General features: G+C 68.4%; 18 protein-coding genes. 2 read left to right on the plus strand and 16 right to left on the minus strand.

Annotated elements, in window-relative coordinates:
• Nucleotide 1: 1 nt before the first annotated feature.
• From ACWV14_RS09360 to ACWV14_RS09390, 7 genes are all read right to left on the minus strand, one after another.
• The gene (locus tag ACWV14_RS09360; RefSeq protein ID WP_454907226.1) at nucleotides 2-3,781 is read right to left on the minus strand and encodes a pilus assembly protein; all 3,780 of its coding nucleotides are present in this window, start codon (nucleotides 3,779-3,781) and stop codon (nucleotides 2-4) included.
• 5 nt (nucleotides 3,782-3,786) lie between these two features.
• Complete coding sequence (locus tag ACWV14_RS09365; protein ID WP_454907225.1) at nucleotides 3,787-4,437, minus strand: hypothetical protein; 651 nt, start codon at nucleotides 4,435-4,437, stop codon at nucleotides 3,787-3,789.
• Nucleotides 4,434-5,627 (minus strand): PilW family protein, encoded by a 1,194-nt coding sequence (locus ACWV14_RS09370; protein ID WP_454907224.1) that lies wholly within the window; start codon nucleotides 5,625-5,627, stop codon nucleotides 4,434-4,436. The genes ACWV14_RS09365 and ACWV14_RS09370 overlap by 4 nt, the downstream gene beginning before the upstream one ends.
• Nucleotides 5,624-6,049 carry a type IV pilus modification protein PilV gene (pilV, locus tag ACWV14_RS09375; RefSeq protein ID WP_454907223.1) on the minus strand — a complete coding sequence of 142 codons (426 nt, stop codon included), beginning with the start codon at nucleotides 6,047-6,049 and terminating at the stop codon, nucleotides 5,624-5,626. Before pilV ends, ACWV14_RS09370 begins: the two co-directional genes overlap by 4 nt.
• Nucleotides 6,050-6,052: 3 nt before the next feature.
• A complete protein-coding gene (locus ACWV14_RS09380) occupies nucleotides 6,053-6,649 on the minus strand; it encodes a pilus assembly FimT family protein (RefSeq protein ID WP_455240208.1) in 597 nt (198 codons plus the stop codon).
• A gap of 2 nt (nucleotides 6,650-6,651) precedes the next feature.
• Nucleotides 6,652-7,122, minus strand: coding sequence for a type IV pilin protein (locus ACWV14_RS09385; protein ID WP_454907221.1), 471 nt, complete (start codon nucleotides 7,120-7,122; stop codon nucleotides 6,652-6,654).
• 203 nt (nucleotides 7,123-7,325) lie between these two features.
• The gene (locus ACWV14_RS09390; protein ID WP_454907220.1) at nucleotides 7,326-9,614 is read right to left on the minus strand and encodes an ATP-binding protein; all 2,289 of its coding nucleotides are present in this window, start codon (nucleotides 9,612-9,614) and stop codon (nucleotides 7,326-7,328) included.
• A 207-nt stretch (nucleotides 9,615-9,821) separates the two neighbouring features.
• Between ACWV14_RS09390 and ACWV14_RS09395 the strand changes: the two genes are divergently transcribed.
• Together ACWV14_RS09395 and ACWV14_RS09400 are read left to right on the plus strand one after the other, a co-directional pair.
• The gene (locus ACWV14_RS09395; RefSeq protein ID WP_454907219.1) at nucleotides 9,822-10,577 is read left to right on the plus strand and encodes a response regulator; all 756 of its coding nucleotides are present in this window, start codon (nucleotides 9,822-9,824) and stop codon (nucleotides 10,575-10,577) included.
• 108 nt (nucleotides 10,578-10,685) lie between these two features.
• Entirely contained in the window at nucleotides 10,686-10,883 is a 198-nt protein-coding gene (locus ACWV14_RS09400) for a hypothetical protein (protein ID WP_454907218.1), read from the plus strand.
• Here ACWV14_RS09400 and ACWV14_RS09405 read toward each other — a convergent pair.
• The 9 genes from ACWV14_RS09405 to ACWV14_RS09445 all read right to left on the minus strand — a co-directional run bounded on the left by ACWV14_RS09405 (nucleotide 10,828) and on the right by ACWV14_RS09445 (nucleotide 22,727).
• Complete coding sequence (locus tag ACWV14_RS09405) at nucleotides 10,828-11,508, minus strand: LuxR C-terminal-related transcriptional regulator (RefSeq protein WP_454907216.1); 681 nt, start codon at nucleotides 11,506-11,508, stop codon at nucleotides 10,828-10,830. The two genes, ACWV14_RS09400 and ACWV14_RS09405, sit on opposite strands and share 56 nt — an antisense overlap.
• Before the next feature lie 11 nt (nucleotides 11,509-11,519).
• Nucleotides 11,520-11,822: a hypothetical protein gene (locus ACWV14_RS09410; RefSeq protein ID WP_454907214.1), complete on the minus strand. Its 303-nt coding sequence runs from the start codon at nucleotides 11,820-11,822 to the stop codon at nucleotides 11,520-11,522.
• A 180-nt stretch (nucleotides 11,823-12,002) separates the two neighbouring features.
• Nucleotides 12,003-12,419 carry a hypothetical protein gene (locus ACWV14_RS09415; protein ID WP_454907212.1) on the minus strand — a complete coding sequence of 139 codons (417 nt, stop codon included), beginning with the start codon at nucleotides 12,417-12,419 and terminating at the stop codon, nucleotides 12,003-12,005.
• Between the two features lie 9 nt (nucleotides 12,420-12,428).
• Complete coding sequence (locus tag ACWV14_RS09420; RefSeq protein WP_454907839.1) at nucleotides 12,429-14,528, minus strand: TonB-dependent siderophore receptor; 2,100 nt, start codon at nucleotides 14,526-14,528, stop codon at nucleotides 12,429-12,431.
• 171 nt (nucleotides 14,529-14,699) lie between these two features.
• Nucleotides 14,700-14,972, minus strand: coding sequence for a hypothetical protein (locus ACWV14_RS09425; protein WP_454907210.1), 273 nt, complete (start codon nucleotides 14,970-14,972; stop codon nucleotides 14,700-14,702).
• 154 nt (nucleotides 14,973-15,126) lie between these two features.
• Complete coding sequence (locus tag ACWV14_RS09430) at nucleotides 15,127-16,608, minus strand: hypothetical protein (protein ID WP_454907208.1); 1,482 nt, start codon at nucleotides 16,606-16,608, stop codon at nucleotides 15,127-15,129.
• Nucleotides 16,609-16,622: 14 nt separating this feature from the next.
• Entirely contained in the window at nucleotides 16,623-17,840 is a 1,218-nt protein-coding gene (gene tssA / locus ACWV14_RS09435; protein ID WP_454907206.1) for a type VI secretion system protein TssA, read from the minus strand.
• Complete coding sequence (locus ACWV14_RS09440) at nucleotides 17,840-21,925, minus strand: type VI secretion system protein (RefSeq protein ID WP_454907204.1); 4,086 nt, start codon at nucleotides 21,923-21,925, stop codon at nucleotides 17,840-17,842. Before ACWV14_RS09440 ends, tssA begins: the two co-directional genes overlap by 1 nt.
• A gap of 40 nt (nucleotides 21,926-21,965) precedes the next feature.
• A complete protein-coding gene (locus tag ACWV14_RS09445) occupies nucleotides 21,966-22,727 on the minus strand; it encodes a DotU family type IV/VI secretion system protein (RefSeq protein WP_454907202.1) in 762 nt (253 codons plus the stop codon).
• Nucleotides 22,728-22,732: the final 5 nt, after the last annotated feature.

The following is a 22,732-nucleotide window of genomic DNA, read 5'->3' on the forward strand; positions in this document are numbered from 1 at the left end:
GTTATTGCACCACCGGCACTTCACGCCAGTTGAGCAACCGCAGGCTCAGGCTGGACGACAGAGATACCTTCAGGTTGTCGATGCTGCCGGTGGTACCGCCCACCGACAGCGTGGTGCCGCCGTTGGTGCTGCTGGTAAAGCGCAGGTCCGTCACCGCATACGACTCCGGGATGTAGGCGGCACTGTTTTCCAGCGCCGATTGCCCCGTGCCGAAGTTGATGGAGTAGACCCGGCTGGTGCCGGAGGGGCTGCATGCATCGGCCGTGGTGAGCGTGGAGGCGAATGCCACCACGCCGCCGGTGGTGGTCGTGCTGGTGACCATGCGCCAGGCGATGCCGCTGCTGCTGTCGCTGCCGAGGTCGACATACCAGCCCATCGAGCTGCTGCCCAGGGTCGTGCTGGAGCTCAGGTCGGTCAGCGCAGTGAGGTTGCTGCGCGCGATCGGAAAGCTCACGCCAGCGGGCAGCGAGGACGAGGTGTTGAAGGCAGAGGCCGTGCCGTCGATCAGTGCATAGAAGTCCTGCGCGGCCGTGGAGTTGACGTCGCTCGAGGACAGCAGCTGGCCGGTGCCGAGCATTACGTAGCGCTTCCTGGTGGTCGGGTGCACCTCGACCAGCGGCTGCGTGGTGACGGGCTGGGCGTTGCCGCTGGCGTCCGTCAGCTTGGCCAGCAGCAGGGGCGAGCTGTAGGTCGACGTGCCGGTCACGTCGAAGCGCCAGACCTGCCCGTCGAGGTCGCCGGCGTAGATGGCGTCGGCCGTGCCGTCGGTGAAATCGCGCACGTAGGCGGTGGCGTGCGCGAGGCCGGCGGCGGTGCTCCCTGTCTTGACCTTTTCCAGCAGAGCGCCGGTCTTGGGGTTGACGAAATAGATGTAGCCGTAGCCGTCGCCGTCGCCGTTGTTGTAGCCCGAGGTCAGCACCACCACCCAGCCGTACTTGGCGGTCTTCATCACCAGGGGCTCGCCGTAGCTGTAGCCCATGGTGGAGTCGGTGAACTCCCACAGCACCTTGCCCGCGACCGTCGATTCGGAAGTCATGCCTGCCGGGTTGGTCACGTCGATCGCATAGAAGCTCTTGCCGCCCTTGCCGAGGCCGCCGACGAGGATGGTTCGCCAGTCGGAGGTGGCGGCGGAACTCGTGGTGAGCGAGCCGCCCGCGTAGTTGAAGTCGACGTCGAAGCTCAGCGGCGTCGCATCGACGTAATAGTGGTGGGTGTAGTTCGGGTTGCCCAGGGCGGTGAGGCCGTCCGAGGCGGATGTGTTGGGCGTGCCGCCCGGCCCCTGGAACAGCGCGCTCGGCACGTAGGCGAAGATTTCCGTGCCCGCGTCGGTGCCCGACAGCGTGCCGTTGAAGGCATGCAGCATGCCGTCGTTGGCGCCCACGTAGACCACTGTGGGCCGGCTCGACCATGTGCTCTTGAAGGTCGCGTACCCGGGGTTGATCGAGTCGGAATACGTGAGGCTGGGCGCGGCCACCGGCGTCACCTTGGAGCCCACGATGTCGCCCAGCAGCACCGAGCGCGCCCGGTAGGCCTGGCTGCTGCCGCTGGTGGTGGAGCCGACTTCCTGCGTCTGGTCGCCGCGCAGGTAGTTCAGGTAGTCCGACCCATCGCTGCCGCGGTAGGACGTGACGAGCGCGGCCTTCTGGCTGGTCGTGAGGCTGGCGTAGCGAAAGGGCTGGCCGCTGCTGCCGTCCCAGGTCGCGACGCGGCGCGCCGTGTTCCAGCCGGTGCCGGCGAGCTGGGTGGCGAGCTTGGCGGTGGAGGTCCACATCACGGTCGACGAGGTGCTCAGGTCGGTGCCGATGGTCACGCTGCTGGCCGTGAGCACGCCGCTCCAGGTCTTGGACGCGTACTGCGCGGCGTACGAGGCGCTGCCCGAATCGCTCACCTGCGCGGATGACAGCGAGAGCGACGTTGTGTATGCACTGACGGCCGTGGCGATGGCGGAGAAGGCCTTGGTGAGGCCCGAGACCATCTGGTTCGCGTTGCCGGCCAGGAAGTAGTTGTCGGGCCTGTACTCGGTGGCGGTTCCCATCGTGATGGTCTCGCTGCTGCTGTTCCACCAGCTCCGCGTGAGCGCGGTGGTGGTCTGGCTCGGGTCGTAGCCCGAGGGCACCGTGAAGCCGCCGTACTTGGCGGCGAGCCAGTAGGGGTTCTTGTCGGCCGCCGTCTGGTATTCCATCACGTCCATCCAGTAGGTCGAGACGGTCTGCGTGCCGGTCAGGTCGGAGCGGATGTCGTTGGTGTGGGCCTGGTAGGCCAGGCCCGCCATGTAGTAGGTGGCGTAGGAGCTGTTCCACCAGGCATCGACCTTGGAACTCAGGCCCTCGAGCGTGAGCAGGTTGTTGGTGTAGGTGCGCGCCTGGTTCTGCGTGTCGCTGCTCACCGCGGCCGGCTTGGTGCGCGAGCCGCTCAGGGTGCCGCCGCCCACGTTGTAGTCGTAGTGCGTGTTGGTGTCGCCGATGCCCAGGATGAAGTTCTTCTGGCATGCGTAGAGCACCGGGTCGGTCCAGGTGGTGACGGCAGGGAATCCGTCGAGCAGCGTGGTCCGCGTGCTGGACGAGGAAGTGGTGGCCGGCGTGATGTAGCTGGTCCAGGTCGACACGTTGCCGAGGTTTTCGAAGTAGCGAATGGCTGCGTAGTAAAGCTCGCTGACGTTGTCGTAGGTCATGTACGACGAGGAGGCGGTGCCGAACTTGTTGAGGTAGTTCATCACGCCGCTGTTGCCGATGGTCACGCCGCTGGTGCTGGTGGTCGCGGTGGCTGTGGCCGAGTCGGGGTTCGTCACCATGATGCCGGTGGTCGAACTCCACTCGGCCTTGCTGTTGGTGGTGACGGTGCTCGACAGCGGCGTGGGGTAGGTCGGTCCGATGTAGCCCATCGGCGCGCGCAGCACGGCGCCCTGGTTGGTGTCGCCGCCGCCGTTCAGGTAGGAGAAGGCGCCGTAGCGGATCTTGTTGGCGTAGCTCTGCATCAGCCCTTCGGGCTTGTACTGGCCGTTGGGATAGAGCACGCAGTTGGACTCCACGCCGCCCGCCGAACTGCTGGAATCGCAGACCTTCACGCGCACATACACGCGATAGGTGCTCGAAGCGTTGTTCGACGTGGTGGCGTTCACCCAGTCGTTGCCGCTCACACCGGTGTTGCTGTAGCTGGAGCCTGTGCCGGAAAACACCATCGTGTTGCCGCGCTTCCAGATGCTGGTGTTGAACGAGGTCCAGCTCAGGGGCGTCACCGACGAGATCAGCGAGGACGCCAGGTTGTGGCCGGTCGACGTGGCCTGCCCGGTGCCGCGCAGCGGGAAGTTGGTTTGCGAACCCTGGCTCGATCCCCAGGCCTTCTCGAGGATGGTCTGCGTCGTCGTGTCCACGCTGCGGTAGCCGCCGGTCAGCGCCCAGCGGAACGGGTCGATGGTCTGCATCGTCGCCCAGTTCATGAAGTTGCCGCTCCACTTGCCGGAGCAGGAGTGGGAATTGGTGCCGCTCGCCAGGCCCGCCGGCTGGAAGTAGCTGCTGGCCGGCGTGGTGGTGTTCAGCGTGTACGTGTAGCACTTGAGCGGATCGAAGTAGCCCAGGTAGGTGGAGCTGTCCGCGTAGTTGCCGAGGTTGGCCACGCTGATCGCGGTCGGGTATTCGACCGACAGCGTGAGCGCCAGGTTGCCCGGCACGTCTGCACTGGCGAACACCGGCTGGTCGGCCAGTGTCACGGCGGGCACGGGGCCTGCGCCCAGCAGCAGGGTGGCGGCGGCGAGCGCAAGGCAGATGACTCGGAGGCGTTTCATTGGCTTCATTCGGGCCGTGTGAAGGAGGTCTGGAGGAACACTTGCGTCGACCGGGCACCGGTCACGCGCACGCTCAGCCGGTACACCGGCGAGATGCTGGAGGCCGGCCGCTGGCTTGCTGGCAACTGGCTGCTGCCGCCGGTGACGGTGCTGCTCGACGGCGCATAGACGCAGGTGCTGGTCGTCGCGGTGCCCGCGGCGCGGCACAGGCGGTCGATGACGTAGCGGATCGTGATGTCCGAGGTCGCGCCCGGCAGGTCCGCCGCGGTGGGGCTGAAGGTCGAGCCGGTGAAGTCGGCGCCGCTGGGCGAACTGCCGTTGGCCAGCAGCACGAGCGGAATGCCCTGCGTGTTGGCGACCAGTTCGACCGCGCTGTAGTTGGCCGACGGAATGCTGGCCGCGGAGAGCGCGGCCGTCTTCAGCGCGCCGCTCTTGAAGGCCACCAGCACGTTGGACGCGGCCTGCTCGCCCTGGCTGGCCAGGTCGCGGCGGAACGCGAGGTTGCCGGCGTTGGTCAGCGAAGTGTGCATGGAGCGCACCACGGCCACCCCGCCGAGCAGCAGGATCACCAGCAGGATGAGGCAGAACAGCAGCACGACGCCGCGCTGGCGCCGTGCAGGAGATGGGCGCGGGGCGCGGTAAAGATCGGACGTCATGAGGTCGGGAGCAGCAGCACGTTGCGAAGGGGAATCGTCGATTCGACGACGCGGTGGCGGAAGTGCCGCTCGCTCGTGCTGAAACTCACGGTCTGCTGCAGCGACGTGGCCAGATCGCCGAACAGCGTGAGCGAAGCGGGCGAGGGCAGTTCGCCGTTCGTGTTTTCCTTCTCGTAGTTCGCGCTGCGCAGCACCAGCGCGATGCGCACCGCGACCACCTGGCGCGCCTTGGCCGGCGTGCTCATCATGGTGGCGATGTCGTAGCCGGTGGCGCCCGGGTCCACCCAGGTGTCGAGCACGCCGTCCGCGTTGGTGTCCAGGCCGTACAGCGCGTGCATCTCGGCCACGCCGTCGGCGATGGCCTGCGAGGCGTCGGTGCCGTTGGCCATGAGCAGGTCGTAGCTGTAGAGCGTGTTGTTGCTGCCCACGCCGAACATCTGGAACTGCGTGTTGCCCGCGCCGACGTTGCCCAGTGGCGTGAAGTACGCGCTGCCGCTGGCCGCCAGCGTGGCCAGGCTGGTCGACGCCCCCGACGCGGTGTAGTAGGTGCTGCCCAGCGGCAGCGCGTCGTTCGCGGTGCTGTCCGCGAAGGCCGTGCTGGCATGCACCTGCTCCAGCAGGCAGTCGGTGGTGCCGCTGGCGCTCACCAGGCCCAGGTCGCCTTCGGCCAGCCCAACGGTGCTGTCCAGCCGAAGGATGTTGGCCGACTTGCCGCTCGAAAGAATGAGCCGGGGCACGTCGCCCGACGCAGCGGTGCCGCCCATCACCACCAGCACGTCGGAGCCCGCGTCGGACTGGTTCTTGCCGATCAGCACTGGCGCCACGCGCAGGTTGGCACTGCCGCTCGCGCCGCCAAGGAAAGCGGTTGCAAAGGGCGCCGGAAAAGCCGAGCCGCGCGGCAGGTTCGGCGAAGCCGGCAGCGTGGCGTTCAGCAGGCAGCCGAAGGCGCCGGCCAGCGTCCACGACTGGGTGAAGCCGGAGCCGGCGGTGCGCACCGCGCGGTCCAGCACGTAGGCGGCATAGGCGCCGGTCTGGCCCATGTCGTTGTTGGCGGTGGTGGTGCGCTTGCTCGACTCGCTGAAGATCAGCAGGTTGGTGGCGGCCAGCGTGATCACCAGGCCGATGACGATCGCCACCATCAGCTCGATCAGCGTGACGCCGCGCTGCTGCATGGGCCGCACAGGCCTCATGGCAGCACCACCCGCGTGACGAGCCGGCTGCCCGCGTTGGCGGCGGCGGCATCGCGCGTCACGGCGCGCCAGGCGATCGTGATGTCGGCCGCGTTGGCGGCACCGGCGCTGTTGGTCGCGCCGGAGACGGCCGCGACCGTCAGCGTCGCGTTGGGCAGCCCGCCGTTGCTCAGGTCGCTCACGCGCGTCTGCCAGGCGGCGGTGTCGACCGCGATCGAATTCTTCAGCCACATGGTGCTCGCGATCTCGTTGGCCAGCAGCGCGGCGCGGTTGCGGTCTTCCGCATCGACCGACACGGTGACGGCGCGCACCAGCAGCCCGGCCATGCCGAGCAGCCCGAAGGAGAACAGCAGCAGGGACACCAGCACTTCGATGAGCGCGAAGCCCGATTGCGGCGCACGGGGAGGGCGTCTGGTTTTCATTCTTCAGCTCGGGCAGCCATCGGGCGTGCTGGACGACAACGTCTTGGCCGGGTCGCACAGGTGCACCTGGCCGCCCAGGCTCACGACCACGCGCAGCGGCCGGTCGGCCGAGCTCATCGTGATGTTGTAGGTGGGGGCGGAGGTCAGGCTGCATGTGGCGCCGGTGACGCCGGTGCTGCTGTTGGCGACCAGCCGGCCCAGCGGGTTGAAGCAGATCGCGGCGGGGCCGGCGATGCTCACGCCGGTGCCGGCGTTGGTGAGCACGCCGGCTTCGACGAAAGTCGCGACGCCGGCGGTGTCGAGCGTCGAGGAGGCGACGAAGTTGATCGACCAGTTGGCGCCGTTGGCCGCGGCCGTGAGGCTGGTCTTGGGCGCGGTGTCGTTGGTCAGCGAGAACACCGCGGTGCGGCTGCGGCGCACCGCCTCGGCCTGTGCCTGGCGCAGGCCGTTCTGCAGCGTGTCGCTCACCGTGCGAACGCGGGTGTTGGCGATCCACGCGAAGACCGAAGGCATCGCCAGCGCCATCAGCACGGCCATCACTACCAGCGTCACCGCAAGCTCGATCAGCGTGAACCCGCCTGACGGCCCGATGCGCCTCATCATCAGCATCCTCCCCGCTTCGTCACCCAGTCGCTGCTGCAGGTCGTCCAGCCGGTCGGCACGCCCACGGTCGCGCGGTTGTTGGACTGGTCGACGGTGAAGACGAAGCCTGCAGTGCTGCCGCTGCCGGTGGCCACCAGCGTGTAGCCGGTGGCGGTCACCGCGCCGAAGGTGCCGTCGCACGACAGCGTGAAGGTTCCCACCATGCGCAGCGTGGAGGACACCAGGCAGGGCGACGTGAAGCTGCCCGTCGACAGGTAGGTGCGGTTGTCCTGGAAGTAGCGCTCCATGTTCGCGCGCATGACCGACAGTCCGCTGGTGGCGTCGACGATGCGGCCGCGCAGCACGTAGTCGGTGTACGAGGGATATGCGATGGCGGCGAGGATGGCGACGATGGCCACGGTCACCATGAGTTCGATCAACGTGAAACCGCGCGCGCGCGATGGCCTTGGCTTTCTGGGCAGCCGCGTCATGATGGTTCTTCTCCTCGTGTGCTGAAAACGGAAACTTCCCGTGTGCGGAGTCGACCATGCGATCTGGGAAAAATCTGGTCGATGCATGCACCATCAGCGCGAGCGCGAGGCAGACGATGCGTATCGGAATGGATATGCCTGTCGCGAGACCGTCGTCTTGCGCCACGCCCAGGTTTGACGTGTGGCGGTTCCCGGGCGCGGTGTCAGTGCGCGGCCGTCGCCTGCAGCGCAGCAGGCTTGGCTTCCGCTTCCAGCGCCAGCGGCACACGGACATGCGCCAGCAGCCCGTGCGAGCCCGACTTCAGCACCACGTCGCCGCCGTGCGCGCGCGCGATCGACCGGCATACGGCGAGGCCCAGGCCGCTGCCCGCGGCGCGAGAGGAGCGGGCCTGCGGCGTGCGATAGAAGGGCTTGAAGACGCGCTCCAGCTCATCGGGCGGCAGGCCCGGTCCGCGGTCGCTGATCTCCACCACCACGTCGGGGCCGTCGATGAACAGGCGCACGCGTGCCTGATTGCCGTACTTGACGGCGTTCTCGATGAGGTTGTCGAGCACGCGGCGCATGCCGATCACGTCGACCTCCACCTGCGCGTGCTCGGTGCGCTGCAGCAGCAGCACGTCCTTGCCGACGAACACGGCCTGCTCGACCACGTCTTCGACCAGGCTCGAGAAGTCCATGCGCTCGCGTGCGCTGACCACCGAGGCGTCGCGGATGAAGCTGAGCACCGACCCGATCATCAGCTCCATTTCCTCGACGTCTTCCAGCATGCCGGCGCGCACTTCGTCGGGCACGTCCTCGATGCGGAAGCGCAGCCGCGTGAGCGGTGTGCGCAGGTCGTGGCTGATGGCGCCGATCATCACCGTGCGGTCGTCGACGAAGCTGCGCAGCCGCGCCTGCATGCGGTTGAAGGCCTGCGCCGCGCGGCCGATCTCGGCGGGGCCTTCGAGGGCCAGCACGGGGGCGGCCGGGTCGCGCCCCAGTTGGTCGGCGGCACGCGCAAAGCCGGCAATCGGCCGCACCAGCCGGCGAGAGAACAGCCAGCCCGCCGGCGCGACGATGGCGGAGGCGATCAGGAACCACAGCAGCACGCGGCGCTGCCACGCATTCGGAAAGGATTCGGGCACCGGCTGCACCACCACCCAGCTGCCTTCGCGCGTGTAGACGGCGGCGATGAAGTCGCCTTCGACAAACGGCGCAGGCGCGAGGCCGAAGAGGCCGCGTGTGGCGGGGCGTTCGACGTCGGCGGTGGTCTCGACGGATGGCTTTGCCTCCGGCGTGCTGGCGCTGGGCGGCGGACGTGTTGATTCCGTGGCTGCGCGCGGCGGTGTCGCTGCCGTGGCCGGAGCCTCGGATGCCGGTGCACGCGCGGTGGGCTGCGATGGCGTGGCGGGTGTGCGTGCGGCAGGGGCCGCGGGCGCTTCGGTCGTTGTTGTCGGGGCCAGGCGTGCCGGGGGGCTTTCGATGGCGAACGGAATGGTTGGAGCCAAAGGTGCCGAATGAAAGGCGGGAGGGGCGGGCTGGACCGGCGCCGCGGGGAGTGAGAGCCGGGGCGCGGCGGGCAACGCGGGAGCGTTGGCTGTCGGGGGCGTGGAGGGCATCGAGGGCGCGGAGGGCGGCTGCGCGTCCGGTGCCGTGGTGGTGATGCGCGGCGCGGCCAGGGTATTCGGCGCAGCCGGGACGGCGGGCGGCGCTGCGACTGCGGCGCTCGGGGGTGCTGCTGTCGTGATGTCGCCTGGAGAACTCCCGGCCGCGGGAGCGAGAAGGCGCTGGCTGGCCGGTCCGGTGTCCGGAGCCGTTGCGCTGGTGCCGCCGATCGCATTGCCTGGTATCTGCTGGGGCTGCGACTGCTGTTGTTGCTGTTGCTGCGGAAACCCGCCCTGGTTGGTTCCCGGGTCCCGGCTGGTGCCGATGCTTCCGTTCCAGCCGCCCATGCCGCCCGGGCTCCCCGGGCTCCCCGGGTTACCCGGGCTCGCGGGGAATGCCGGTCCTCCTGCCGGGCCCGAAGGCATTCGCGACATGCCACCAGGGCCGCTCATCTGTACCCGCAGGAAGCCACTGCCGGTGGGCACGGCCGATGCCTGGCGGATGCCTTGCTGCGACGCCTTGCCTGAATCGGCCACCGGCCCGGTCGTGCCGGCAAAGGGCAGCGGCGTGAAGAAGTAGAGCCGCACCTCGCTCTCGTCGCGTTCCAGCAGTTGCGCGAGGTCGCGGCGCGAGCGTTCGGATGTGAGCCAGCCCTGGCCCTTGGGCTCGGGCGCGCCTGCCTGCAGCGAGCGCTGCAGCAGGCTTGCATTGCGGCCTTCGGCGGTACGGCCCGAGAGCACGCGCGCGATGTCGCCCAGCTCCCACTGGCGCTGTGGCTCGGGCGGCAGCAGCACGGTGAGTGCCAGCGTCACGATCTGCGCCACCACCAGGCCTGCGAGCAGCAGGCCGGTGATCTGAAGGGCCAGCGGCGGACCCGGCCAGCGGCGCGCGGTACCTTGGGAGTTCATGGAGCGATGCTGGCACGGACGGCAAGCGATGTCACGCCGCTGTGGCTCGGTATCTGCTTGTCCATCTTTTGCTCCCGGCTTTCAGTGGCGAGTCTGGGCAGTGCATGTTGCGGCCGGATTTCGGCGTATTTCAATTCATTTCAACGTACGCGGGCTTCGGACCGGCGTGTCGCCCGGCCTATGATCCGCTACCCGATCCGCCGTAACGTGAACCTGTCCACCCGCATCCTCATCGTCGACGACGACGCCGGCATCCGCAGCCTGGTGGCGTCCTTCCTGGAAAAGCATGGCTTCCAGGTCGACGGGGCCGGCCATCCGGCGGAGATGCGCGAACGCCTTGCACAGGCCGACTACGCGCTCATCGTGCTCGACGTGATGATGCCCGGCGAAGACGGCCTGAGCGCGCTGCGCGAGCTGCAGCGCATCGGCGGGCCGCCGGTCATCATGCTGTCGGCCGTGGGCACCGACATCGACCGCATCGTGGGCCTGGAGATCGGCGCCGAAGACTACCTGGCCAAGCCCTGCAACCCGCGCGAGCTGCTGGCGCGCATCCGTACCGTGCTGCGGCGCGCGGCCAAGTCTTCTCCCGGCCAGGCGGCTGCGCCCGTGCAGCACGCGGCGGACGATGCACCCGCCACGCTGCTGTACTTCGCAGGCTGGCGCATCGACCTCGAAACCCGCCTGCTGCACGACCCGAAGGACCAGCCCGTGGACCTGTCCGACGGCGAGTTCCGCCTGCTTCGCGCGCTGGTGGAGCATCCGCGCCGCGTGCTCACGCGCGACCAGCTGGTGCAGTACGCCCTGGGCGCGGAAAGCGATTCGTACGACCGCGCGATCGACGTGCAGATCAGCCGCCTGCGCCGCAAGCTCGCCTCCGGCGAAGCGCGTGCCGACCTGATCCGCACCGTGCGCAACGAGGGCTACATGTTCGTGCCCGCCGTCATGCGCGCGCCCGGGGCCTGAGCCCTCGCCGTCCGGCTTGCGCGGCAAAGAAGCCGCAATACGCTGAAATCCGTGGGCAATGCGCCGGCCGCAAGCTGGAGGCCTCGCATTCACCACCTCTATCGATCCATGACCTTCCTCGACTGGCTTCTGGACTGGCGCACCCTTGTCGCGCTGGCCGTGGGCGACGCGGCGCTGATGGTGATGTTCCTGGTGTGGGACGCCAGGCAACTTGCCTCCCTCACATTCACGGCGCTGCAGCAGCAGCGCCTCAGCCCAGAAGACCGTGGCGCGACGCTTCGAGGATTGCCTGGGTCCGGGACTTGACCTCTAGCTTGCGATACGCGTTGCGCGCGTGGAACTCCACGGTGTGGATCGACACCTCCAGCGCGTCGGCGATCTGCCTGTTGCTCAGTCCGTCGGCAATCAGGCGCAGGAGCTGCAGCTCGCGCGGCCTCAGCCTGCGCGGAGGTTCCGCTGCATCGGGACGGGCACCGGCACCGCGCCGCATCGACACGGCCAGCATGTCGAGCACGCGGCGCGCCACGCGCGGGTCCAGCGCCACGCCACCGCTTTCCAGCGCGCGCAGCGCACAAGCGATCTCCGCGTCTTGCGCATCGCTCAGCAGATAGCCCGTCGCGCCCGCGGCGAAAGCGCGGCGCACCAGGTCCCGGTTGTCCATGTCCGACATCGCGACGACCTGGGCGCGAGGTTGTGCCGCACGTATCCGCGCGATCAGCCGTGCGCCCTCGCCCTGCGGATGAAGCTGCATGTCGACGAACACCAGCTCGAACGAGAAGGCTGCCAGCAGGTAGTTGGCTTCCTCCGGCGTGGACGCGTGCGGCGCATGCCGGCCCGGCGCGATCGCGCCGAGGATGCGCAGCATGCGCCGGGCGACTGCGGGGTCGGCTTCCACGAGCAACGCACTGAAGAAGGGCACAGGCCGGAGCATGCGCGAGATGCTCAGAGCGCCGGCTTCGGATGCGCGAGGTGGCCCGCCTTGCGCGCATGCCTGCAGGTGCCGGCATGCTTGCGCGCGGACGCCGTGCTTGTCCCCGATTCCATGATGGGCGCGAGGGTCGACCGGGCGTAGTTGCCCGCCTCGTCGGTCTCTTGCGCGGTGCAGGTTTCGCTGCCGGCCACCAGCATGCCGGCGACGAGTGCGCCGAACGCCAGCAGGCCCGCCAGCCGCGGCATCCATGCGCTCCCGTGCCAGCCCTGGCGAGCGGTGCGCGCGGAAGGCTTCCTGTTCCATCGAGCTTGCATCGAGCGCCTTTGTGGTTGGCCGTTCGCGGCTGCCGCGGGCAGCGGGCCGCCGAATCGGAGCGCTTGCGAGGCGCCGTGTGTGTCGCGATGCCATGGGCTGTTCATGGCTGCCATGTTGAGCTTCAAAACGGGAGAAAAATTGGACGGCGGGCGCATCGGGCGCATCGGGTGCTCGCTGCTTCAGCGGTTGAAGCGGGGCGGCCCGTGCGGCCAGTCGCCGTTCAGCAGCAGGCCCAGTCCGGTGGCGCGCAGCGCGGCGGCGAGCGGGTCGATGAAGAAGCCGCCGACATAGCTCGACGACTCGGGAAAGGCCTGGGCGCGCGCGACTTCGGGCGCCGGCAGCGCCGGTGCTCGCGCAACGGGCTCCGGCTCGGGCTCGTGCTCCGGCTGCGCCACGGTGATCCACGCGCCGGGCGGGTCCGCCGTGACCGCCATGTACTCGGCCCCCTCGAACTCGTAGACCAGTGCGTACTTGCCGCCGGGAAGCCAGGTCCTGGACACCACGCGTGCCTGCGATGCCGCGTGCGCCGCGCCGCAGGCCACGCCGATGCACAGCGCACCGGTTGCCAGAGCCATTCGTTGGAGGAGGAGGTTCATGCGATGTGCCTAGAAATCGAGCTTGGCGCTCAGGCTGAAGGTGCGCGGGTCGCCGGGCTTGATGTAGTTGTCGTACTGGAACTCCCAGTAGCGCCGGTTCGTCACGTTGTTGATCGCCGCGCGGAAGGTGGTGTTGCGACCGGCTATGCGCGTGGTGTAGCTCGCGCCGATGTTGGCGATGGTGTAGCCCGGCAGGCTGAGCTGGTTCGACGCATCGAGCATGGTGCCGCCCGTGTACTTCATGTCGGCCGACAGCTTGAGGCCCGGTACCTGCGCCACGTCGTACCCCACCTGCGCGGTGGCGATCATCTTCGGCGCGCCCGCGACGCGGTTGCCGTTGTAGCTGCTGCCGCGCCGATAGGAGGCGTCGAGCAGCATCAGGCTGCCGCCGAGCTGCCACTGCGAGCCCAGCCGCGTGGAGGCGCCGAACTCCACGCCCTGGTAGACCGACAGGCCGTCCCGCACCAGCACGTCGGCGCTGTTGGCGTATTCCGCGCCGCGCTCGATGCGGAACAGCGCAGCCGTGGCGCTCCAGCGGTCGCGCTCGGTCTTCAGGCCCAGTTCGTACTGGCGGCTCTTCAGCGGATCGAGCAGTTGGCCGCCGTTGGCGTACATGCTGCTCACCGTGCTGCCCGGCTCCAGCGACTCGACATAGCTGCCGTAGAGCGTGGTGTCGGGCGCGGGCTTGAACATCAGCGCCAGCGTGGGCGTGACGACGCCGCTCTTGCGGTAGGTCGAGGTCTGCGCGCCCGTGGTGTCGTAGCCGTTCTGCTCGTAAGTGGTGCTGCGCAGGCCGGCGAGCACCGACCACTTGTCCGACAGCTTCAGCGTGTCGCTCGCGAACAGCGCGCGCTGCGTGATGTCGCTGTTGCGGTAGGGCGTGAAGCCGGTGACGCTGCTGTAGCCGTTGGTGTCCTGGCGGAAGATGCTGCCGGTGCCGATCAGCTGGTAGACGGCGTTGCTGCTGTAGTAGTTGACCTGCTTCTGCCACGACGCGCCCAGCGTTACCTGGTGTTCGAAGCCGCCTGTGCGCAGCTTGCCGGTGGCCATGGCCTGCCACTGGTTGAAGCGATGGCCCTCGGCACTGTCGGAGCGGTAGTCGTCATAGTTGCCGCTCGCATCCTGCAGGTAGGCGATGCCTTCGTTGCGGCTGCGCGTGGCGCTGCTGTGGCTGTAGCTGGTGCTCAAGGTCCAGTCGGGCGACAGCCGGTACTGCAGGCCGGTCGAGTAGAGGTTGAAGTCGGTGGAGAGGTGCTGCCCCGCGCCCACGAGGTTGGCGTTGTTCGCGCCGATGGTCGCGGGCAGGCTTGTGCCGGTGTAGCCGCCCAGGTAGATCGACGGAGTCTGGCCGGTGGTCAGGCGCTTCTGGTAGATCGAGTCGAAGGTCCAGGTGAGCTTGTCGGTGAGCTTTGCGTCGAGGCCGAGCGACACCGAATTGCGGCGCACGTTGCCGTCGTTGTAGGTCTTGCCTTCCTCGTGCGTGGCGTTGAGCCGGTAGCCGAAGCGGTCGTCGGTGCCGAAGCGCCCGCCCAGGTCGACATGTTCGCTCCACACGCCGGCGGTCTTGTAGCCGACCTCGATGCTGCGCACGGGCTGGTCGGTCGGCTTCCTGGTCACGTAGTTGACGATGCCGCCCGGCGAGCCGAAGCCGTACATGAATCCCGACGAGCCCTTGAGCAGTTCGATCTGCTCGAACTGCTCGTAGGGCAGTGTGATGGCGTAGCTCAGGAAGGGCTGGCCGTTGATGCGGTAGCCGTTCTGCCAGTCCAGCGGCAGGCCGCGCACCGAGATGTAGGTGGCCCAGCTGCTGTAGGCCCCGCTGTTGTCGGAGACCGAGGCGTCGAGAGCGAACACGTCGCCCAGCTTGGACACCTGGCGCTCGGCGATGTCCTCGCTGCGCACCACGGTGGTAGAGAAGGGGGTCTCCAGTTGCGAGCGGCTGCCGAGTGCGCCGCCGCCGGCCTTGGCGCCCAGGTGCTGCGGTGTGTCGTCCTGCGCGTCGGCGGTGACGGTCACCGTCGGCAGCGCGGCGCTTTCGCCGGACTGGGTGGCCTGTGCATCCTGCGCATGGGCCCGGCCGCCATGTGCGGCGGCCCACAGCACCAGCAGGGCGGCTCGCCGGAAGGACGTGAGTGAAGGGCTGGCGTCGGCGGCGTTCTGGCGTCTCGGGTTCAACGTTGACTCGCTGTGTAGATAAGAATGGCTCTCATCTTCGCGGTCGATTTCGTAGGAATCTGGGACGCCGGCCCCACGGCCCGCCGAGGTTCTTCTCTTCTTCCCTCAGTGCCCGCTGCCCGGTGCCGGGGCGAGTTCGCGCTGCTTCAGAAAGTCGTAGAGGCTGACGGCCAGCACCTGCGCGATGGGGATCGGCAGCGTGAGCCGCAGCACCGCGGCGCGGTTGACGGAGCAACGGTCGGAACTGTGGTCGACGCGGCTGGCATCCAGTGTGATGTGGACGCAGCCCGCATTGACCCAGTAGCCCGAGACTTCGTCCGCGAACACCTGCGGGGCATGCAGGTCGTCGAAGTAGGTGGCTTTGGGAGGCTGGGACATGGTGGGGCCGGAAATTGGAAGCCCCGATGATCGGCAGGGATCTGGTAGAAAAATGGGCCGTTGGCCGCTGCTGGTGTCGATCATCTGGCGCAGGTCGTCGCGCAGCGGCTTGAGCATCGACAGGTACTGCCGTGCCGGTATCCGGACGGGCCGACTAGGGCTGCATGTAGTCCAGGGTGCCGATCCGGGTCTGCAAGCGGGCCGCGATGTTGATCAAGCCTGTGGTCGTTGCGGGATCACCTGCAACCTGGCGTCGCAGCACATCCGCTGGCTGGACGATGGTGGCGTCCGGTGCCGTCGGGTCATGAATGCCCCAATGGGTCGCGATTTCGGGAAATCTCAGCAACCACGGCAACAACACATCGATTTCCTTCTGATGGATGAAGTCGAAAGGCTGGGTCGCGGCAAACTTGTTCTGCGACCAGAGCGGTCGTCCGCCTATTCGTCCACCGTCGGTTGGGCCCGCCGGAATCAGTCCGCCAACGAGATGCAGCTTCAGCGTGTTAGTAATAGGCACGATGGCGCGCTCGGCGAGTGCATGTTCAATCTTCTCCTGTGCCGTTGGCTGACGCCCCACGATTGGCACTGCGCGAGCGTGCTGTCCCCGCGGACCGTTCATAGGCGTGGCCAGAGCACGGCCCGCGCCCGTCGTGGCCGCTTGCGGAATCGCCAACGGATGCCACAGGATCGCGTCCCACGTGAAACGCGCCGTGCTGGCCTCTGCAAGGTCAAGGATCATCAGGTTGATCGGCCATGCTCGCGGATTTCTTGCCGGCTCCGCGTGGAAGATGGCCATGGTCATCACCGGCAGCAGCAATTGCTTGCGTGCGTAGTCCTTGTCGTATCCGCCTGTGCCGGTTGTCAGCGACGGAGACTCTCCCTTCATGAGCGAGCGGACCGCTTTGGCAAGCAAAGGGGAGTGGCGTATTTCATTCCAGGGGGCCGGCCGAGTGCCCCCATAGACGCTTTCGGCACTCTTGGCGTAGATGAGGCCGGGGTCCACCACTCGTTGTGCCAGCAACTGATATTGAGGGTCGTGGATCGCGTTCTTGGCAGCCCATTCCTGGAGCAGCAACCTGTCCTTCTCGTCGATGTAGTCGTTGGGATCGTTCGACGCAGCACCCGAGACTTTCGCCATGTCTACCAGGTGTGCGCTCAGGACGGACGCGGTCCAGTTCGCAGGAGGCGTGCCCGTCTTTTCGATCCGCAAGTTCTGCCACGCCGCATGGCTGAGCCCGAGCGAAGCCTTGATTACCGAGATTGCAGTGATTGCATAACGGTAGTTCAGATTGAGCTTGGGCAATCTGCCATATCTTGATCGAAACGCCTTGAGCGAGCTCTCCAAAATGCTTGTGGACTGCAGGTAAGCAGGCCCCACATCCCCCATGTACACCTTGTGGTTCTTGCTTACGAGCCGGCCTGCCATCTTGTAATAGACCATGCCCTCTCGCGTCGACTGGCGCCAGCGTGCGACCCAGGCACCGGCAGTGGCCATGGTGTATGGGGCCGCTGGCGTCCCACCGCCCGCGGGGGCGCCCGGCAGTACGGCATCCTTCGTCAGTCTTTCGCAGAGAGAGAGCAGGTGCAATCCGTCGACATACAGGTTTTTGCCCGTGCGTTTGAGATAACGAGGCATGGTCAAAGCTCCGTTCAGGCGTCCGGCCGCACGCCAATGATCGAAAAGAACCGATTCAGGTCCCCGTCCTCGCGCAGCACTTCCTGCATCAACTGCGGCAGCGGCATGCGCCCCCACGCCACAGCGCGATTGACGAGATAAGGCGTGGGGCTGTGCGGCTCCTCGCGCAGCAGGTATTCGGCTGCCAGCTCCAGCAACTGGTAGGCCTCCGCGCGGCTGCCGATGCGCCCGTTCGCCGCGGCTTGCGGTAGCGGTGCGGAAACAACGGCGATGTGCGGGGGCGAGATGGTGAGAGGTGTTTCGCTCATGTCGTCTTCCAATACGTAGGCGGGCGGTGGCGGCAAGGCAACGGGCTCCGGCTGGTCGCGCGGATCGCGCTCCTGCAGCAGGCTGCGCAGCGCCTGCCGCATGCGCGCCAACATCTCCGCCACCTTCGACAGGCTGGGTGCATCGATGCCCATTCGTTCGTCGAGCAGCGCCGTGAGGTCGCGCCAGGCCTCGGCCGCCAGCGCCACCCGGTCGTCGAGCGCGGCAAGCGCATGCAGCTCGCGCATGGCGCGATCGAGGATGTCCTGGCGTGACACCGTCTGCGCGCTGGGCTCTTCGGCCACTTCCTTGGCGTTCCCCTTGGCCTTGGCATTGCCCGACGAAGCGCCCGCCCCGGAGCCGAACTCGGTTGTCAGCGCGCGCTGCCAGTCGCCGAGGTTGATGAAGGGCGGAGAAAAGTCGGGCCACGCGAGCAGCGGCACGCGCATCAGCAGCACCTGCGCCAGCGTGTCGTTGGCCCACACGAACGCCGCCGCCCGCATGTCCGCATCCCCGTCGTCCCCGATGCGCGGATGCACGCCTTCCCAGAACTCCCGCACCAGCCCTTCGAGCAGCCGCGCGCCGGCGATCAGCCCGTCGATCCCGTGCCGATGCAGCCATGCCTCGGTGAGCCATGCGGCCACCTGCAGGTCCTTGCTGCGGCGTTGCAGCAGCTCGGTGCACAGCATCTCGGCCGCGCGCCAGTCGGCCTTCTTGAGCGGGCGGGTCCATTCGCCCATCGGCAGGCTGGCGTCTTCTTCGGTGCGTGCCTCGCGGATGCGGGCGTACACGGGGTCGTAGCGCAGCGACGGCCCGGCGGGGCCTTCGGTGGTGTCCATGTCCAGCGGCGCAAGAAATGCCGCAAGGTCAGGGGCGAAGCCGTCGGTGGCGGCTTCGGTGTCCAGGGGGGAGAGCAGGGCAGCCATCAGGGCGTGTTCCATTCGGGCGCGCGTGCCGGGAAGGCGGCGGGCCATATCAGGGCGTTCTTCTTGCCGGCGGGGCTGGCCGCGACGCGCAGGAACACGCGCGCGCGTCCGCCGGCAGGCGTCTGGGCGGTGTCGCCGGCCGACTGGGCCACCAGCGGGAACTCGAACTTCAGCAGTTGCGAGCGGCCGTCCGGGCGCTGCAGCGAATCGCCTTCGCGCTGGCGCTGCGCCAGCGTGAGCAGCGCCCACGGGTCGGCAAAGCGGAAGCTCACGCTCTGTCCGTCGGTCAGCAGCGCGGGCTGCTGCGGATCGGCGCGCGCGACCACGGGCGAGTCCTTCGCGATGCGCAGCACCAGCGCCACCGGCATGCCGTATTCCCAGCGCAGCGTGCGCGGCGGATCGCGCTGCTTGAGCACCTGGTCGCCGACCTCGAAGGACCAGTCGATGATCTTGTTGCCCTCGATCTCGGCCATGGTGTTGACCCGGAAGTCCACGCTCAGGTCGTAGCCCGGCGCGCCGCCCTCGTCGGTGGGGAACAGCGGCAGCAGGAAGTCGCGCGCACGGCTGAACTGCTCGGCGAAGCGGCGCGCCGCAGCCCCCGGCATGGCCGTGGTGCGCACGGCGCCGTCCACGCGGCTTTCCTTCAGCGCGCGCGCCAGCGGATCGAATGCGCGCGACAGGTCGTTCACGTCCGCCGGGTCGGCCAGGTCGAAGGCGCGCGCGGTGGTGGCCGCGCCGAAAGGATGCCGTCCCGCCAGCGAGCGGTTGAAGCGCGTGGAGAACTGCGTCCACAGCTCCTGCTGGTCGCCGTACTGCAGCTCGTAGCAGCGCGCGAGCAGGGCGCTGTAGATCTGCTGGTGGCGGTCGGCAAAGTAGTCGCCGATGCGCGCCGCCGGCGCCTTGCCGGCCAGCTTGGCTGCGCAGGTCTCGCGGTCGATCTCGGCGCCGGTGGTGCCCAGGAACTGCTCGAGCAGCAGCAGGCTGCTGTTCGGGTTCTTCAGCCGGTAGCGCTCCAGGTCGCGGTTGATGGCCTGCCAGCGCTGCGCGAGCACCGAGCCCGCACCCGCGCCGTCGAGCGCCGCGATGTAGCCGTCGGCCAGCTTGCCCAGCGTTTCGGTGCGGTTGAACTGCTGGCCCAGGTAGGCCGCGAGCGAGCCGGTGTCCGACACGCCGAAGGCCACCAGCATCGGCCCGCGTTCGCCGCGCCAGCCCTGGAAGTCGCGTCCGCGCATGGCGTACAGCTCCGACTGGTTGAACGCCTCGTCCACGGCTTCGAGGCGTTGCAGCGCGTCGCGCGACACCAGCGCGCGCAGGTCTTCGGCGCGCGGGCCGGCACCCAGCTCGTACAGCAGCGCCTGGATCTTGGCGAGCCGCTGGCGCGAGGCTTCGTAGGCGACGGCCTGCGTGTCGGTGGCCATCAGCGCGGTCGACGTGGGGCGCATGCCGTCATTGGCGCCGGTCGCGGCCTCGGCCACCTGGTCGACCACCAGTTGCGCGAAGTGCGCGTTCAGCGCGCTCTCGACGGCCGGCCGCACCGTCGGCGGGAAGGCCGTCATGCCCTCGGCCATGTAGCGCTTGCGGATGTCGCCAACCGCCAGCGCCTGGTCGAGGCGCGGCAGGTCCCATGCGGCCGTTGCGCGCAGGCCCGCGCCCGGCAGCTCGCGGTCGCGCGCGGCGGCCATGAAGGGCTGTGCGAGCAGCGCGGTGAGCGCGTCGCGCAGCGCGATGCGTTCGGGCGCCAGCACGAAGCGGCCGTCCTTGTCCTGCCACACCAGGCCGGGCTGCGCGCCGCCGAAGCGCAGGTTGAACTCGGCGCGGAATTTCTGGAAGGCGTCTTGCGCATGGCCGCGCACCGCGTCGGCAGACTCCTGCCCCAGCAGCCGGTTCTGTTCGATGCGCGCGATGGTGCGGTCGTAGGAGGCGCCCAGCACCAGCACCGGCTGGCGCATCCAGCCGCCCTTGCCCGATGCCACCAGGTCTTCCTGGTCCTTGATGGCGCCGATCACTTCGCGGTAGCTGGCCGTGGTGCGCGCGAAGGTGCCGTTGCCGGCGAGCGAAGGCATCAGCCGCGCCAGCGTTTGCTCCGACACCAGCAGCTCGTTGTTCGCGAACAGCCGCGCGTCGAGCTGCGCCGTGCCCTTGTCGAGCGCGCAGCGCAGCGCGGCCTGCACCGGCACCAGCGGAATCGACAGTGCATTGCCTTCGGCCGCCTGGCGGAAGTAGCGCAGGTTGCGGCTCAGGTCGGCGGGCAGTTCGGCGCCCAGCGCGTAGCGCACGGCCACGCGCAGGTCTTCGGCGTTGCCGGTCGATGGCTGGCGCAGTCGTTCCACCGCCTGCAGCGCGGCGTCGAGCTGCTCGGCCGAACCCAGGTAGCGCTGCAGCGCGCCGAACTCGGGCTGGTCTTCCACCAGCAGGCCGTTCTTGCGCGGCGCGTCACCGATGGTCTTGAAGCTCGGCGGCAGGCCGCAGCTCGCGCCGACGATGAATTCTCCGGTCGCCTCGTCCTGCTCCACGCCGCTGAGCTGGCTCACGCGGGCCATCAGCTCGCGCCGCAGCGTGCTCACCGCGATGTCGCCGAACTCGCGTTCGATGCGCTCGATCACCCGCTCGTTCAGGTCGTCGAAGGGCCGCCACGAGCCCGGCATGAAGAACGAGTAGGTGCCGTCGGTGCGCAGCCGCTCGTTCATGGCCAGCAGCGACAGCGCCTTGTTGCGGTACCAGGCGGTGGGAATGGCTTCGCCGCGCTGCTGGGCGCGCATGCGGTATTGCGCGTCGTGCTGCAGCTGCGAGAGCGCCGACACCAGCGTGCTGTTGTGCCGGTGCAGCTGCCATGTGGCCACCACCAGGCCGATGCCCCAGCCGCCGAGGAAGATCACCGCCGTCCAGCGCAGCGCGCGGTGCAGCACCGGGCGCGCCAGGGTCTGCGTGCGCGACGGCCGGGTGAGGCCGTATTCGAGAAAGATCTTCTTCTCGAACAGGTCGCGCAGGAACGCCGGCTGGCGCATCAGCTGCGCGATCAGGTCGCCGCCGATGGGCTCCAGGTCCTTGCGGCCGTAGGCGTCGTGCTCGGCGTCGATGGCCGCGACGGCCTGCGCCGATTCGCCGGCGTCGCCGGTCAGGTAGATGCCGCGGAAGAAGAAGGGCTCGTGATAGGCGCTCGGGCGCATCAGCTCGTCGACGTACAGCTGCAGCTGGCCGCGCAGCGCCTCGATGCGCGAAGGCAGCAGCAACTGCGGGCCGGCGCCCTGCGGCGCTGTGTCGGTGGCGAAGAGTTCGGCCGACACGTCGGACACCGAACGCACCACGGTGCCCACGGCCTCATCGACCCAGCCCGGCTGGTAGGTGGTCGACAGGTCGTAGGGCGACGACCAGCCCAGCATGCTTGCGCGCAGCGGCTCTGGCAGCGCGCGCGCGAAGGCGCTGAAGCCTTCGAGCTGCTCGGCGCCGGTGATCAGCACATACACCGCGAAGCGCATCGCGAAGCGGTTCTGCGCAAGCCACAGGCGGCGGTGCGCGAGCTTGGCGCGCTTGGAGAGTTCGAGCCGCCCGTCGGTGCTGTCGTCCAGCAGCAGCGCCGCCGGAATGGTGATGACCACCGAGTCGAACGGCCGCTGCGGCCGGTAGGCCCGGCACATGCCCAGGAACTCGTCCCATGGCTTCTCGGAGGCATCGTCGTCGTCGGGCGAGCCGAGGTAGGCGCCCTGGATGTCGATGACCACGCCGCGGTCGAAGAAGTGCCACGAGATGCCCTGCGTGGCCGCGGCCGAGGCCGACTCGGTGCTCAGCGCGCTGGCCACGCCCGACTGCTCGATGGGCAGCTGGCGGTGGTCGTCGCCCTCGTTGAGCAGCATGATCCATGGGATGCCGTAGCGGTCGGCGCGCGAGGCGATGTTGCCTTCGATCAACTCCACCGCCTGACGGAACGAACTGCGCAGCGAGTCGAAGCGGATGCGCGCGACCTTCGGGTCGCTCGACGGCTTGGCGTGCGAGCGGCGCGCGGCAAAGTACAGCACCATGCCGAGCACGAGCAGCACCACCAGCGTCAGCACCGCGATGGAAATGAGAAAGAGCTGGTCCGTCAGCATGGCGACGACCTCCTGGGGCTCGTTGATGGGCGCATGTCGTTCATCGCTGGTAGGCCCCCGATGCATCGACCGCGCCCGGCTGCAGCACCTGCCGCACCGGCCACGACTGCCACAGCCACAGCAGCTCCGACACCGCCAGCAGCGTGGCGGCGCTCAGCAGGAACAGCACCGTCCAGCGGCTCAGCGTGGGCAGCTTGCGCGGCGCGATGTGCGAGAGCGTGCTGGCATAGGCCCGCTCCGACACCACGCGGTCGCGGCCCGAGAAATCGGCCGGCCGCTGGTAGACGAACTGGAACAGCTCCTCGCGGTAGCCGAGCAGCCGCGCTTCCTCGCTGCTGCCGCGGTACTTGCCCTGGAAGCCCAGCGCCAGCGCAAACAGATACAGCCGCGCGATGTCTCGCTTGGAGGGCTCGCGGCCCGACAGCAGTTCTTCGATGCGGCTGAACACCAGGTCGCCCGCGATGTTGGTGCGGAAGAGGGAAGACTCCAGCAGGTGCGCGGTCCAGCGCTCGCGGCCGATCCACGGCGTGTGCAGCAGGATCTCGTCGGCCAGCGCGGCCTTCAGGTAGCGCGCGTCTGCCACGTTCTCCAGCTCGAAGCGGGTGCTGTCGCGGCGCGATTCGAGCGACTGAAGCTCCAGCAGGTTTTCCAGGTGGCGGGCCAGCGACTGCGCCACCAGGTCGGGGTCGGTCTCGCGCGAATCGGCGGTGCGGTCGCGGGCTTTCACGATCTCGTCGTAGAAGGCGCGGAACTGCTTGGTGATGTGGTCGTCGACCGCAAGGTCGGGAAGGGTGCGTGCCATTGTGG

This window comes from Variovorax durovernensis (genome assembly GCF_977011995.1).